General features: G+C 46.2%; 12 protein-coding genes. All 12 read right to left on the minus strand.

The window, feature by feature from the left end; genetic code table 11:
• Positions 1–603: 603 nt before the first annotated feature.
• The 12 genes from AC3WTJ_RS26175 to AC3WTJ_RS26230 all read right to left on the minus strand — a co-directional run bounded on the left by AC3WTJ_RS26175 (position 604) and on the right by AC3WTJ_RS26230 (position 14,967).
• Positions 604–1,338, minus strand: a complete 735-nt coding sequence (locus AC3WTJ_RS26175) for a glucosamine-6-phosphate deaminase (protein ID WP_492524331.1) — start codon at positions 1,336–1,338, stop codon at positions 604–606.
• Between the two features lie 52 nt (positions 1,339–1,390).
• Complete coding sequence (locus AC3WTJ_RS26180) at positions 1,391–2,380, minus strand: ROK family protein (RefSeq protein ID WP_492524332.1); 990 nt, start codon at positions 2,378–2,380, stop codon at positions 1,391–1,393.
• Between the two features lie 10 nt (positions 2,381–2,390).
• Positions 2,391–3,095 carry a copper homeostasis protein CutC gene (locus AC3WTJ_RS26185; RefSeq protein WP_492524574.1) on the minus strand — a complete coding sequence of 235 codons (705 nt, stop codon included), beginning with the start codon at positions 3,093–3,095 and terminating at the stop codon, positions 2,391–2,393.
• Positions 3,096–3,104: 9 nt separating this feature from the next.
• Complete coding sequence (locus AC3WTJ_RS26190) at positions 3,105–3,944, minus strand: carbohydrate ABC transporter permease (protein WP_492524333.1); 840 nt, start codon at positions 3,942–3,944, stop codon at positions 3,105–3,107.
• Positions 3,945–4,832, minus strand: coding sequence for a carbohydrate ABC transporter permease (locus AC3WTJ_RS26195; RefSeq protein WP_407871116.1), 888 nt, complete (start codon positions 4,830–4,832; stop codon positions 3,945–3,947).
• Positions 4,833–4,911: 79 nt separating this feature from the next.
• Positions 4,912–6,243, minus strand: a complete 1,332-nt coding sequence (locus AC3WTJ_RS26200) for an ABC transporter substrate-binding protein (protein WP_492524334.1) — start codon at positions 6,241–6,243, stop codon at positions 4,912–4,914.
• A gap of 85 nt (positions 6,244–6,328) precedes the next feature.
• Positions 6,329–7,336 (minus strand): asparaginase, encoded by a 1,008-nt coding sequence (locus AC3WTJ_RS26205; RefSeq protein ID WP_492524335.1) that lies wholly within the window; start codon positions 7,334–7,336, stop codon positions 6,329–6,331.
• 16 nt (positions 7,337–7,352) lie between these two features.
• Complete coding sequence (locus AC3WTJ_RS26210) at positions 7,353–8,519, minus strand: ROK family protein (protein ID WP_492524336.1); 1,167 nt, start codon at positions 8,517–8,519, stop codon at positions 7,353–7,355.
• Positions 8,520–8,882: 363 nt separating this feature from the next.
• Complete coding sequence (locus AC3WTJ_RS26215) at positions 8,883–9,275, minus strand: hypothetical protein (RefSeq protein ID WP_492524337.1); 393 nt, start codon at positions 9,273–9,275, stop codon at positions 8,883–8,885.
• A 795-nt stretch (positions 9,276–10,070) separates the two neighbouring features.
• Complete coding sequence (locus AC3WTJ_RS26220; RefSeq protein ID WP_157319472.1) at positions 10,071–11,966, minus strand: PrkA family serine protein kinase; 1,896 nt, start codon at positions 11,964–11,966, stop codon at positions 10,071–10,073.
• 164 nt (positions 11,967–12,130) lie between these two features.
• Positions 12,131–13,951: a cache domain-containing sensor histidine kinase gene (locus AC3WTJ_RS26225; protein ID WP_492524338.1), complete on the minus strand. Its 1,821-nt coding sequence runs from the start codon at positions 13,949–13,951 to the stop codon at positions 12,131–12,133.
• Positions 13,948–14,967 (minus strand): response regulator transcription factor, encoded by a 1,020-nt coding sequence (locus tag AC3WTJ_RS26230; RefSeq protein WP_492524339.1) that lies wholly within the window; start codon positions 14,965–14,967, stop codon positions 13,948–13,950. Before AC3WTJ_RS26230 ends, AC3WTJ_RS26225 begins: the two co-directional genes overlap by 4 nt.
• Positions 14,968–15,013 lie beyond the last annotated feature (46 nt).

The following is a 15,013-nucleotide window of genomic DNA, read 5'->3' on the forward strand; positions in this document are numbered from 1 at the left end:
GACGATGAACGATCTCGTGTGGAAGGAGCACGTTTGAAGGAATATGCGTTAATACCGCAGACCAATTTACACTTTGATACTTTTTCAGCATCAAAGACAATGAATAAAATTTGGCGTTCAGATACTGTCAGTTTCGTATTTAGATAAGTTCACTCCCTAAATTTCATCACAATTTTGTTCTGGAAACCGCTTGGGACAAAGCTGCCTTACGACTTAAACCAATAAACAAAACGAAGTGGAATACAATTGAACATGCCTTAGATAAAGTGATTTACGGCAAGTACGTGCTGTACATCCAGATAGTACTGCATCCAAAGCGTCGCCAGAGGAACTACAAGTCGCTATTCTAGTAAATTCAGCCCGTTTCCGCGTTCAAGAGGAACTACAGGGTCTTATTTGACCACCTAATCCGGTTTCCTTTAAGAATACAGACAAATAACGGCCAACAGTTCCCCTCCACGCGAAAAAGAGCCTATTTCAATGAAATAGCGCTCTGTAGTTCCCTTTGCTAGGGAGAAGTTGTCCAAGATAGCGGCAAGTAACATGGTGGAGTGCTTTAAACGCAAAAAAAGCCACGATAGTCGCGGCACTTAAAAAGGTCTCTTACAACGAAATTTTTGACGCAGCAGCCGCATCGAGAATAATCGTCGCATTCGCATGCAGCTGTAAAAATGACGCTGGAACGCTAGTTGTTATTGGCCCGGCAAAAGCTTTTGCCACCATGTCGGCTTTATTGTCGCCTGTAGCAACCAGAACGATGTTCCGCGCTTTCATAACGGCCTCCAAACCGATTGTTATCGATTGCTTGGGCACCTCAACTTCGGAACGAAAATGCGGTGAGTGAACAGGTCTGTTCTCTACAAAAAGTTGCGAAACATACGTTTTCGCCGGTATATGATTGCTTGGTTCGATAAAAGCAATATGTCCGTTTAAGCCTAGCCCCATAAGCTGCCAATCCACGTAACCTAGATCAGCTAACAATTGATCAAATCTAAGGCATTCAGCCTTCAGATCCGTTGAACTGCCATCTGGAATTTGCGGCTCATATCGAAGCGTCTGAAGATGATCGAACAAATGTTCTTGCATGTAGGTCCGGTAACTTTCCGGATGATCAACCGGAATACCGACCAGTTCATCAGGGTTAATGAATCTCGCTTCATGAAAGGAGAGTTCGCCTGCTTGCTCCCGCCGGATCCATTCTTGATAGATCCCATACTTTAAAGGTGACGAGCCCGTGGTCATGCCAAGCACCGATTTGGGATTGCACTTGAGCTGTTGGGATAGCAGGTCCGCAACTCTAGTTTTAATTTCTTCCGCCGGTAACATTTCAATTTTCAATCCAATTCTCCTCTCTTACATTTATCTCGTAAACAATTCCAATATTATCATTTTAAATGGTAACGGCCTGATTTTCATACTTCCATAATAATGCGGCGCCGACAGCCCCTGCATCTACACCAAGAGATGAGCGCGCCATTTTTACATCTTTCACCATATCTTCGATGCCAAGCTTTTGAATCGTGTTCCACATGGGCTCAAAAAGCACATCACCACTTAGTGACACGCCGCCACCGAAAATGATGATTTCCGGATTGAATAAATGAATGAACGTCACCATCGCGGTCCCCAGCGCTTCCCCCGCTTCTTTCAGCAAAGAGATGGCATAAGGGTCACCGCTTGAGGCAGCTTCTGCCACAAGCTTCGCAGTAACCCGGTTCGAATCCTGTCCAGCCAAGCCCAATAGAGGCGCGGTTTGCGGCTTGCCGGCAACGATATCTCCAACGGCTAAGCGGGCTATTGAATTGCCGGAGGCGTACATTTCTACACACCCTTTATTCCCGCACTTGCATGTTGGCCCCTTCCTATCGATGCTGATATGACCGATCTCCGCTGCATTATTCGAAGCACCGAGCAGCATGTGTCCACCGCTGATGACACCGCCCCCGATTCCGGTGGACACGGTTACATACAAACAGTCCTCAGTTCCTTTGCCTGCACCAACGATCCACTCACCCAACGCTGCTGCACTTGCATCATTGATTAAACGGACTGGAAAACCGAATTTCCTTTCCAATATCGGCCCTAAGGCAACATTTTTCCAGCCTAAATTTGTTGAAAGAACAATCGTTCCCGTATCCATATCAAGTATACCCGCAGTTGCGATACCTAGACTCAAAATGCTGCGTGCATGAGGATTGGGTACAGAAGACAGCAACGACTCAATCATAAGGATCAGCCTTCTAATAACTTCTTGCTCGCCTTCAGCGGCTAAAGTAGGCCGTTGATCTTTAATTACTACACGCCCTTGAGCGTCCACCAAGGCTGCCAACATTTTGGTTCCACCAATATCTATCCCTAAAAAGTACCCGTCAATTGTCATAGCTGCTCCTTCATACATCTGTCTTGGTAGACTCGTACCTATGTTCTTTCATCTGTTGGATCCGAGCGGGATCAATTGGGCCAAGCGGATCGCCATTCACTCGTACGCCTTTTCCGAAATGTACTTCTTGAACGCCTGTTTCGGCTACAAATGCAGGCAAGGACGCAATCGTAAGCCCGCTTCCCGCTAAAATCTGAATGGACGTCTTGTGACTCCAAGCGACCAGATGCTTCATCTCCTGAACGGCATCCAGAACATTGGGTTTACCGCCAGAGGTAAGGATACGATCGATTTGCTTGAACTTCTCCAGCTCATCTAACGCTTCCTGAACATCCCGAACTTCATCGAATGCACGATGGAAGGTAACGGATAGCCCCTCTGCCTCTTCCAACAATCTCGCCAACACTTCAACATCCGGACGCCGGTCTGGAGTCAGCGCACCTAACACCACGCCAGCAGCTCCAATTTTTTTGACCATACGGATGTCCGTCATCATGGCGGCAACATCCAGACGATCATAGAAGAAAGAATAGCTGTGAGGCCGGATCATCACCTGAACGGGCAGCTTGGTAGCCTGAACCGCCGCTTCGATTAGTCCGTAACTTGGCGTTAGTCCGCCTTCCAACATGCCGGTGATGAGTTCGATCCGATCGGCACCACTCTGTTCAGCCGCAATAACGTCCCTCACACTTGTAGCGATAACTTCGAGCAGCATATGTTTCACCTAACCTTTCACAGCTCCTTGCGTTAAACCCGCAACGATATATTTTTGCACGATGGCAAACAAAATAACGACAGGAATGAGTGATATGATGCCTGCCGCACTCATTTGCCCCCAATTGATATCGAATTTCTGAACAAAACTGCTGAGACCGACAGGCACCGTCTTGGCAGATTCGCTGTTGGTGAACATAACCCCAAAGAACAAATCGTTCCAAGAACCAATAAAAGCAAATACAAATGTCGCCACGATACCCGGCTGCATCATCGGCAGCACAACTTTAGACATGGTCTGGAATTTATTGCAACCGTCAATCATGGCCGCCTCTTCCAAAGAAACCGGAATCCGCTGAAAGAAACTAGACATCGTAATCAAGCAAAACGGGATATTCATCGCTGTGTAAGTAATAATTAATGCAGGCAGCTTATTCAATAAATGAATTTGGCCAAAAGTAATAAACAAGGGCACCAAGATGACCATGACCGGCACCATTTGGGTAGCCAAAAAGGAGACAAGCACGAATTTTTTACCCTTAAACTGATATCTGGCCAAACTGTATCCTCCCAAGATGGAAGCAAGCAGAACCAGAATTGAACTACTCATGCTGACTGTAAAGCTGTTCAATAAATAGCGGGGAAAATTTGTATTTTGCAACGTATCCACATAATTCACCCACGTCAATGCCTTGGGCCACAAAGTCAATTGTCCGCTATATATTTCTTGTCTTGTTTTTAAAGAAGTCACCAAAATCCAATAAAAAGGAAGCAGCGTACCTAACCCAAAAAGCAACAGTACAACAAATCGAACTAATTCAGGAGCCGTTTTTCGTCCGAAGGAAGTCATTTAAAAATCACCTGCATCGTCATATTTGGTTGCACGAAGGAAAATTAACGTATAGAGAATTAGGATAATCAACATGAGTACGCCAAGAGCGGACGCTTGCCCGAAATCCGTCGTATAGGAGATCTGATTGAATATGTACGATGACAGATTATGCGAGGTGTTAGCTGGGCCCCCATTAGTCATGATATAAATAAGGTCCGCTGAGTTGAACACCCAAATAACCCGGAGCAAAACGGTAAGGATGATCGTCGATTTAATAAACGGAATGGTCACGAAAAATAGTTTCGTCCATCTGCCGGCACCATCGATATCTGCGGATTCGTAAATATCCTTCGGCACCGATTGCAAAGCGGCCAACAGCATGATTCCAAAGAACGGTACGCCATACCAAACCATCGCGATAATGATAGGAAATATCGAAATGCCAGGAAGCGCCAAAAACGAAATGCCTTTTTCGATGATTCCCAGCTTTATTAACAAATAGTTAATCAAACCGTTTTGCTCACTAAACATCCACTTGAAAATCATCCCGATTAAAAAAGCAGACACCGCCCAAGGTAGAAATACAACCGATTGGTAGATGTTTTTCCCTTTAAACTTCGTATTCAAAGCCTGTGCCAGCATAAATCCCAGAACGAATTGCAATCCGACTGTCAGCACGACCCACAACAAGGAATTCCACAAAATTCGAACGATATTGTTGTCCATAAATATGGCTTTAAAGTTCTCCAAACCGGAAAAACGAATGTCGTTCGGCTCAAACAAGATATAGTGCATAAAGGCCAATTTCAAGCCTTGGAGCAGCGGATATGCAAAAAAAGCTAACAGGATCAGGATAGCTGGAGCAATAAGCAAGTAAGGTTCCCATCGTTTCAATCTCAATTTCAAAGCCGCTTCACCTCCCTAACGGATAAGGAAAAGACAACCGGTACAGAACTCCGCCCCGGTTGTCTGCTTCTAGATGTTATTATTTATTGGTTTTCAAATAATCCTGCTGCTCCTTAGTCAGGAAATCAGCCAAATGCTTAATGGTATCTTCGAGGGATTGCGTTTTGCTCAAATATTTCTGGGTTTCTTGGACAGCGAATGTACCTGAGAATTGCCCCAGCTTGGTCAGATGGCTTGGCGGTCCGGCAAATACAATGTTAGAATCCGCCATAGCACCCGCATATCCGGCAATTGGGCCTTTGCTGAAGAATGGATCTTTCAAATTGTCTTTATAAATCGGAATGCTTGAATTTTTGATGCTATATTGCAAATTGATCTCTGGGGAGCTTAAGAACTGGATAAACTTCCAAGCTGCATCTTTGTGTTCGGAGTTGGCGGCCATGGCGTAGGCAGCTGTGTATCCCCAGAAAATATAACGTTTGCCGTCATCGGATTTCGGCATCGGAACGACGTTCCATGTACCTTCCTTCATGTTCTTCTGAGCTGTAATAATGACTTCAGGGGTTTGATTCAGGATGGCCGTCTGCCCATTTAAGAAGCCTTGCACCATTTCATTAAAGCCCCAGTTGATCGACTCTTTAGGGGAATTACCGTTTAAATAAATATCATAAAACTTCTTGAATGCCGCTTGCCCTTCCGGTTTGTAAAGAATCGATTTGCCGTCTTTATCGAACCAACTCTCGCTGTGCGTCGCCGCCATCACGTATTCCATTGCTCGAAGAATACCGTTCGCGCCGCCACGGAATGAAATGCCATAGTGTCCTTTGGAAGCATCCGTTAGCTGTTGGGAAAGCTTGAAGTAATCGTCCCAGGTATCGATTTTCTCCGGCAAGTTACTTTCTTTGAACCAGTCGCTGCGAATAAATAGACCTTGGAGCAAAAATCCATCGGGAATTGCATAGACTTTGTCCTGATACTTATTTCTTGCCTGCTTGAACGCCTCGGTCAGGTTGCCTACTTGATCCCATTTATCGTAATAAGGCTGTAGATTTTCGATATAACCGGCAGCAGACATGGCGACGAGAGATGTATCGTCGATGCTGATGACATCCGGAAGCTGTTTGGCTGCACCTAGAGCCATCCATTTCTTATTCGCATCATCCCAAGGAACGGACGTGTATTCAACTTCAATGTTCGGGTTTTTGGTTTGGAATTGTTTAATGAAATCCTGCATGAGTGCTGTTCGCTCTGGGCTTGGAAGCGGATCTAAATACGTAATTTTTTCTTTTTTGCCTGAACTTTGAGCTGCATTATTACTTGAATTTGCTGCAGGTTCGCTGGAGCAGCCGACAAGTCCGACCGTCAGTACAAGAACCATGCTCATCACCATTGTTGACACTCTTTTTTTCAAAATAACCCCTCCCGATTATTCCTCGAAATTATATATGTAACTTGCCGGAGTGCTTGTTGATCTTATCCGACAAGGCTCATATCACTTATGAGTGAATTTGAAGCGTGAAGACAGCAGTGTTGCGACCGATAATTTTCTTGTTATCATTCTTGATTTCTATGGGTGCAAGCTCATACATGCTCTGAATCGTGTTGATATTGTCATACTGGATTTGCTCTAAAATCGACGCGACGATTAACGGCCATTCGTCCTCGGAACCGTCTAGCACTTTCAAGGCGAAGGCCAGTTTTTCTTTTTTTAGCCCGAAACAATAAACGCCTTTGGCCCCACCCTTCGCTACAATATTCGGATCCATGAGCAAAGACGAACAAATGCGATCAGAACCGGCAACCATCTCATAGTGCTCATTCATGAGCCCCACCATCTTCTCGACAGCTGTACGAATCGCTGCATCCTTTATGAGTTCCGGGCAGGCCAACTTGAGAAAAGCGCTCGCCAAGTTTCTTAAAGGAATAGCAAAAACGGGGAACCCACAGCCGTCAGTACCAAGCTGAATCTCGTCAATCGCACATTCGGATAAATACGAGAGCGTTTCCAATATCTCTAGCTGCGCCGGGTGTTGAGGCTCATAATAAGTCTCCAAGGGATATCCCATCATTTTGCACAGTGCTAGAACTCCCAGATGCTTGCCGGAGCAATTATGATAAATCGAGCGCTTAGGCGCTTGATGGCGAAGCAAATCCTCCGTCGCATAGACGCTAAGCGGGTAAGTCGGGTGGCAGACAAGCCCGTCTTCCGTCACGCCAATCTTTCTCAACATCGACTCTAGCGCATCTACATGAAAAGGCTCGGCGCGATGAGAGCCCATCATGATGGCCGTTTCCTTACCCGTTAATCCGAAGTGGACATCAGCGCCATGGCGCAGCACAGGAATTGCTTGGAATGGCTTGCCGGCAGATCTTAAGAACGTGACTGCGTTCGTATCACCGACAACATACTTCACATCCCCCGAATAAGAAACTCCGCAAATATGCCCCCGATGCACGCATTCCAGCGTGTCTCCGCGATATTCTTCCAGCAATATTTGATCCATATGACTTCCTCCTAAGTTACATTTCGTGATCTAAACGCTGCTGCAGCGCAAGGGTTGCGGCTCCGATCATAACGGCATTACTTTGCAATTTGGAACTCACCAGCTTATATGTTCCGTTAAAGGGGCCCCATATAAACTGATTGATTTTTTGTTTCACAGTTTCTAGCATTTCTGTATGTTGCTCAATCAAATGCCCACCGAGAATGATCGTGTCCGGGTTATACATGCATACAACATTGCTGACGGTAATGGCGATATACGTGCAGGCACGGTCAATAATTTGCACGGCCCATGTCTCATTATTATGAGCACTGTCAAAAATCTCTTTAATGCTGGTTACAGGCTTAACTTTGTTGGCTTCCTGAATGATGGTGAAGTCAGCAATATACGTTTGCAGGCAGCCGCGTTTCCCGCACTCGCACAGCATGCCATTCGGGTCAACGGTTGAATGTCCAATCTCACCTGCGATATTCGATTCCCCCCGGTAGACCGTACCATCAATGACGAGCGCAGAACCGACTCCGCTGCCAAAACCAAGCAATACCGCTCTTTTGGATCCTTTAACGAAACCGTAGTACGTTTCACCCAGCGCCTTTACTTTCAGGTCATTATCAATAACCGTCGGAATATGAAGATGTGACTCTACCAAATCAGCGAAATGGACATTCTCCCATCCTAATTGGGAAGAGAAAACAATCGTCCCCTTATCCGTATCGATAATTCCCGGAACGCCAATTCCGATTCCGATGATTTTAGAAATAACAATCTCATTGCGTTCAATAAGCTCTTGAATATTCTCGGAAAGCTCACGCGCCACCTTAACCGGATCATCCAAGTGATAAAGCTTCGTCATTGTATGCTCAGCAATCATGTGACCGTCAAAGTCGACGATCCCTATTTTGATTACTCCTTTATCCATTTCGACACCGATTGTGAGCACTGAACCGGCATCAATATCCAGCATCGTCGCTTTTCTTCCCACACCTGAAGAGTATTGCTCCGTCTCCTTGACCAGGCCGATTCGGCAAAGATCGTTGACGATTCGGCCTACAGAAGTAGCGCTCATCGAGGTGAGCTTAGCAATCTTCGCTCTGGATATCGGGCGGCTGCTTTTAATGAGATCGAGCACCATATTCTTATTTTTTTTCTTTATAAACTCCTGATCGTGCTTGCTAATATCCATTTCTTTACCACCTCTTAATTGCTCCACTGATGTTATTAATTAAATAAAAAAAATGACGAAAGGACATACATTTATGTAATATTAGTAATTTAATCAAAGAATAAGTTAGTAATTAATTCCTCGGTGTTAATAATACGATATTATCAGGAGATCTATAACCTGTCAAGAAAATTTGATTTTTGTGTTATGTAATATAACATACGACCGTTAAAATCATCTAAATCTTGGAATGCCTTCAGAATCCAACCCCGAAATATTGTTATTTTACATGACACGGCTACTATCTTTTAATGGAGCCATCCAACCAACTAGGAAAAAACCGAGGACTCTCCTGAGAGAACTTCCTCGGTTGTAATGTTCGTGTTAGATCCCAGGATAGCCTGGGGGATATGGATAGTAGGGATTAGGCGGGTAGGGATAAGGATACGGATATGGGTACGGATACGGATATGGATAGTAAGAATCAGCCGCACTATATACAAGTGGAGCTACTAGCCACGGAAGTGCATTGTTGAAGCCACCGCCGGGGAAGAAACCGCCATGAAAGCCAGGTCCATGAAAGCCAGGGCCGAAGCCCGGTCCATGGCCAATACCGCCGTGCCCGATGCCACCGATACCTCCAATGCCGCCGACATGTCCTGGACCACCAATTCCCCCGACATGCCCTGGACCTCCGATTCCACCATGCCCGATGCCTCCGCCATGTAAACCGCCACCAACTGGCGGACGAAATTCAAGTTCTTCCTGATTCGTCATTAAAGGATCACTCACATTCTTGTGTAGTTGAAATGCCTAATACACTGTATGTGTGAATGCCTAGTTGGTGATTAGTTTGCTGAAATTGGGCGGCGAAAATAAACCGGACGCATCCATCAGGATGAGCCCGGTTAGAGGATTGGTTGCCATGCAACCTATTTTTTCCGAACACTCATAAGATCGCAAAGCCCAACAAAAAAAACAATAATCGTCGTCATAACAATAAATCGAAAATCCCAGGCATTGGGGAATTCATTCACTTTGGTTCCCGTTACACGCAAAATGATGACAAATAAGAGGAGGAGCAAATCAAAAAACATGCAATACGCCATACGGGCTGAAAGCTTGTGGAGGGGAAGTTTGTCCATCATCCTGCCAAATCCGAAAAGATCTGATGATTTGCTCGGTTCATTGGATTTTTTCTGGGGGGAATTGTCCTTTGGAGGTTCAGTGTTCGGCTTTTGTTCGTTTGTCATCCTTTTTTACAGATCGTTGAATGGCCTCGTTGACTTCCAGCACATCCAACCACATGAGCATAGCTGCGCCGAAACAAAATCCGATTATGCATATCCCCCCAAAGTTTGATAATATATTCATTTGCCAAGTCATGAGCGCAGCCATTAAACTTATAAAAAACAGGAAAACTATCCCCGTTTTTTTCATGAAGTTCCCGTTCATTGTCTGTTACACCTCCCTTGCTCGAAGTTAAAATAGTATATGATAGATTGCTAGATTCCGTGTTCCTATTTAGCATGTAAAAAAAGCCCGAAGCGCCACCCGCGCTTCAGGCTTAATTTATCTGTTCAGCAAGCTTCCCACATAACGCAGCAACTCATTGGCGCACACCGGGCAATACCCGTGCTCATCGATTAACTGCTTCGTCACATCGTTAATTTTCTTCAGCTGCTTCTCATCCGGTGTTTTCGACGATGTCGTGATCTTCACGATATCTTTCAGATCGGCGAACAGCTTCTTCTCAATCGCTTCACGCAGGCGCTCGTGGCTGCTGTAATCGAATTTCCGGCCTTTCCGCGAATAGGAGGAAATACGAATCAGAATTTCTTCCCGGAACGCTTTTTTCGCATTTTCGGAAATGCCGATTTGTTCCTCAATGGAGCGCATCAGGCGCTCATCCGGATCCATCTCCTCACCGGTGAGCGGATCCTTGATTTTGCCCCAGTTGCAGTAAGCCTCAATATTATCTAGATAGTTGTCGAAAATGGTTTTGGCCGACTCTTCGAAGGAATAGACGAAGGCCTTTTGCACTTCTTTTTTGGCGATATCATCGTACTCTTTACGCGCGACGGAAATGAAGTTGAGATACCGTTCACGCTCATCCTTCGTAATCGACGGATGTTGATCCAGGCCATCTTTCAGGGCACGCAAGACATCGAGCGCGTTAATGCACTGAAGATCCTGCCTGATCAGAGCGCTCGAAATCCGGTTGATGACATAACGTGGATCGATACCGCTCATGCCTTCTTCTTGGAATTCATTTTGCATTTCTTTCAGATCGGCCTCTTTGTAGCCTTCGACGACTTCGCCGTCGTACATCCGCATCTTTTTGACCAAATCCATCCCTTGCTTCTTCGTTTCCTTCAAACGGGTCATGATGGAGAAGATGGCAGCCACACGTAACGAGTGAGGAGCTGTGTGAATGTGCGACATATCGCTCTGTCCGATGAGCTTGTAGTAAATTTTCTCCTCATCGGATACCCGGAGGTTATACGGAATCGGCATGACAATCATCCTGGATTGCAACGCTTCATTCTTTTTATTGGCAATAAAGGATTTGTACTCCGTTTCATTCGTATGCGCAACGATCAACTCGTCGGCACTGATGAGCGCGAAGCGTCCCGCTTTGAAGTTCCCTTCCTGCGTAAGTGAAAGCAAGTTCCACAGGAACTTCTCATCGCACTTCAGCATTTCCTGGAACTCCATGATCCCGCGGTTGGCCTTGTTGAGCTCCCCATCGAACCGGTAGGCACGCGGATCCGACTCGGAGCCAAACTCGGTGATCGTTGAGAAGTCGATGCTTCCCGTCAGATCGGCGATATCCTGCGATTTGGGATCCGATGGACTGAACGTTCCGATACCGACACGGCCTTCCTCGGATACGAATACACGCTCCACCAAGACGTCTTCAATGCATCCGTTGTAGTCGGTTTTCAACCGCATTTGGCAGGACGGACATAAGCTGCCTTCGATTTTCACATTTAACTCTCGCTCGATTTCGGGACGCAATTCCATCGGTATGAGATGAAGCGGCTCCTCGTGCATCGGGCACCCTTTGATCGCATAGACGGCCCCTAAGTCTGTTTTGGCAAACTGCTCTAACCCACGTTTTAGCATAGTCACAATTGTGGATTTACCACCGCTTACAGGACCCATTAGCAGCAAAATACGTTTACGAACATCCAATCGACGGGCAGCGGAGTGGAAATATTCTTCTACCAGCTTCTCAATCGCTCGATCCAGACCAAAAATCTCTTGGTTGAAAAATTTGTAAGACTTATGCCCGGATTGATCATTAATCCCTTGCGAAGCAATCATATCATAGACTCTGGAATGTGCGGTTCTTGCGAGTCCAGGATTTTTGCGAAGCAATTCTATGTACTCCGCGAACGTACCGGTCCAGCTCAATGCATCCTTCTCCGTACGATGCTCCGAAATTCTTTTGAATATGTCCATGGGTACCTCCTTTCACTGCTGCCTTTCTAACTACAGGTCAGCTCGTGATGGTGAATTGTGTACTACAATCCTATGCACCCACAGAAGAGAACTTGCCCGAAATTTTTATGAGAATTGGTTTTCATAAGAAAGAAAGTGCGCCCTGCTAATCCGGCTGCTTGCATCTACTCCGGCTTTTGAGGCAAAGCCGGCATGGCCATCATCATCTTGGTGCCTTGTTCAAGCTTGCTTTCAATTCGAAGCCCGTACTGCTCGCCATAGACCATCTGAATCCTGCGATGAACGTTCAAAACGCCGATGCCGCCCTTTTTCCCCGCTTCATCCACTTCGCCGTCCGCCAGCCGATTCGTATTCAGCTTCTCCCGGAGCTGCGTAAGCTTCGCTTCTGACATCCCGGCCCCATTATCCTCCACACTGATCCAAAAGATGCCATCACGAACGCCGCCATCGATCCGGACAATATGATAATCTTCCAAGCCGTCGGGGAAGGCATGTTGGAACACATTTTCAACCAGCGGCTGCAGCGTCAGACGAACCATGACATGAAGCAAATATTCAGGCTTAATCGCCACATCAATCTCGAACTCCCGGCCTATGCGATGCCTTAATACGACCAAATAATACATAACGTGCTTCAACTCATTCGCTACTGTGATTTCCTCAAGGTTCGTCTGAACGGAGTAGCGCAGCATGTAAGCCAATGCTTTCACAATTTCAGAAATCTCCTCAGAATCCTGAATAGTGGCATAGCAAACGATTGTCTCCAGCGTGTTGTACATAAAATGGGGATTAATCTGCAGCTGAAGCGATTGAAATTCAGCCTTCTGGCGCTCCATCCGAATTTCGGAATTGCTTAATTCCACCTGCACTACGCGGTCGACGGCTTCCGAAAGCCGCTTGACCATCAAATTATAGCGGACCATCAGCTCAACAATCTCATCGCGGTGAGGCGGCAGCGGAATTGTCGCCCAATTCCCTTTCTCCGTCTCCCGCATGCCGGATTTGAGCGTTTGCACGGGTTTGGCAATGGATTTGCCGAATCGGTAGGCGAGCAGCATCGCCAAGATTAAAGTGAACAATCCGACGACCAATGTTGTCGAGCGGATGTTGGAGAGCGGCTTCCGCAGCTCGCGAATCGGCATGGACACAACAAGCTGCCAATCGGAAAACTCCGATTTGCGGCTTACATACATGCGCTCATCGCCTTCGTAAGCGTCGGCAAAGGAATGCGAACCGGCTTGATTCAGCTTAGCAAAAAAAGCTTTCGGCACACTCGTGCCGACTTTGAACCCATCCGGGTGGTAAATGTAACGCCCTTTGTCATCGATGATGAACAAATACCCATACTTCCCTAAATCAATGCCTTTCCATAAGGCGGACAGATCGGCTGACCGCATCTCAATCGCAAGTAAACCCGACAATTCCGGTGACGTATAGCCGCGAATACGGCGGACGATCGTTAGCATTTGATTCTCTTGCCCTTCAATAATCGTGTGATTCAAGATGCTTAATTGTCCGTCTGCCGTCGTATTCGCGAGGAAATAATCCCGCTGCTTTTGGATGTCCTCGGCATTAAAGGATTGTTCATTCACATTATTATAATAATAAACCGCATTCTTCTTATCGCTGATCAGATAAACAGAAGCAAGTTTGGGATTACGTATAAATAGCGGGTCCACGCTAACTTCCCGGATTGTTTTACGATACAAATAGTAATCATATTCTTCCCTTGTGGCAGGCAGATCAATGAACTCCATAATCTGTCTATTCGTTAACAGTGAGACAATCGAGCGCTCGTAGTCCTTCAAATACAGATCGGTATGGTGAACGGCGTTCCCGGCAATTTGATCCATTTGATTTTCTACCATTTCCTCCAGTTCTCCGGAAGTAATGATATAGGAGAAGATACCTACACAGCTGAGCGAAAGGACAATAACAATGAGGAAATACGCAAATATTTTCTTCGTAAAACCTCTGATCTTCATTTGATACCTAATCTGGCGCGGTATTCCGTCGGGGAAACACCGACAATTTTCTTAAAGGTTTTCGTAAAATGGGGATAATCGTCATATCCAACATCCGCTGCAACATCAACGATTCGAACATACGGTGCGGACAGCATTTCTTTCGCCTTCGCCATCCGCTTGTTAATCCGGTATTGTACGAAGGTCTCTTGCGTGATTTTTTTGAAAAGCGAGCTGAAATACGTCGGCGTCAGTCCAACCATTGCCGCGACTTGATCCAAAGAAATATCCTCTGACAACCGGCTGTCGATATACGCCTTGGCTTCTTCCATCGGATCTTTGAAATGACCGCTGCGGACTGCGTGCAGCCCAGTGATCATGTTCAAAAGACCTTGCTCAAAAGCATCCAGCGCTTCTTTGACGCTATCCGCCTGCAGATGGGCAGGAACGGACGCAGGCGAGTAGTGGCGCGCTTGAAAGCGTTTTACGAGAAGCGCATTGCAATCATCCAGCAGCTCTTTCAGCTGGGCCAGCGAGATATTCGCCGACAGGCAATATTCCCGCCAGCCTGCGATAAGGTTCTTGATTTCCTCCATTTGCAACGCCCATATTTGCTGTTCCATCTGATCGATCCACTCGATATAGCGGGAAGGGGATAAATAACCGTGTTTCGGTTTTTTGATCAGCTGATCCAACATGTCATGGACATCGCTTTTGGTAGCCGGTTTCAATAAATAATGCCTGACACCGTAATTCATGCTCTTTTGTGCATATTCAAAGTCATTGTAACCGGATATGACAACGGTTTTGATATGAGGGAACTCCTCATGAATAATTTTGCATAATTCCAGTCCGTCCATTTTGGGCATGCGAACATCCGTCAACACCAGATCAGGCTCTGACGCCCGAATTTGCTCCAAAGCAGCTTCGCCGTTCTCGGCCGTCTGAATTTTGGAGAAAGCGGGGACGTACAGTTCCGCCATTTTTACCAATCCTCTGCGAATAACAGGTTCATCGTCCACGATCAGTACATGCATGTCCAGCCCTCCTCATGCTCTCAGCGTTGCTAATCCAATTATGATA

The organism is Paenibacillus sp. FW101-FHT12H11 (assembly GCF_058790355.1).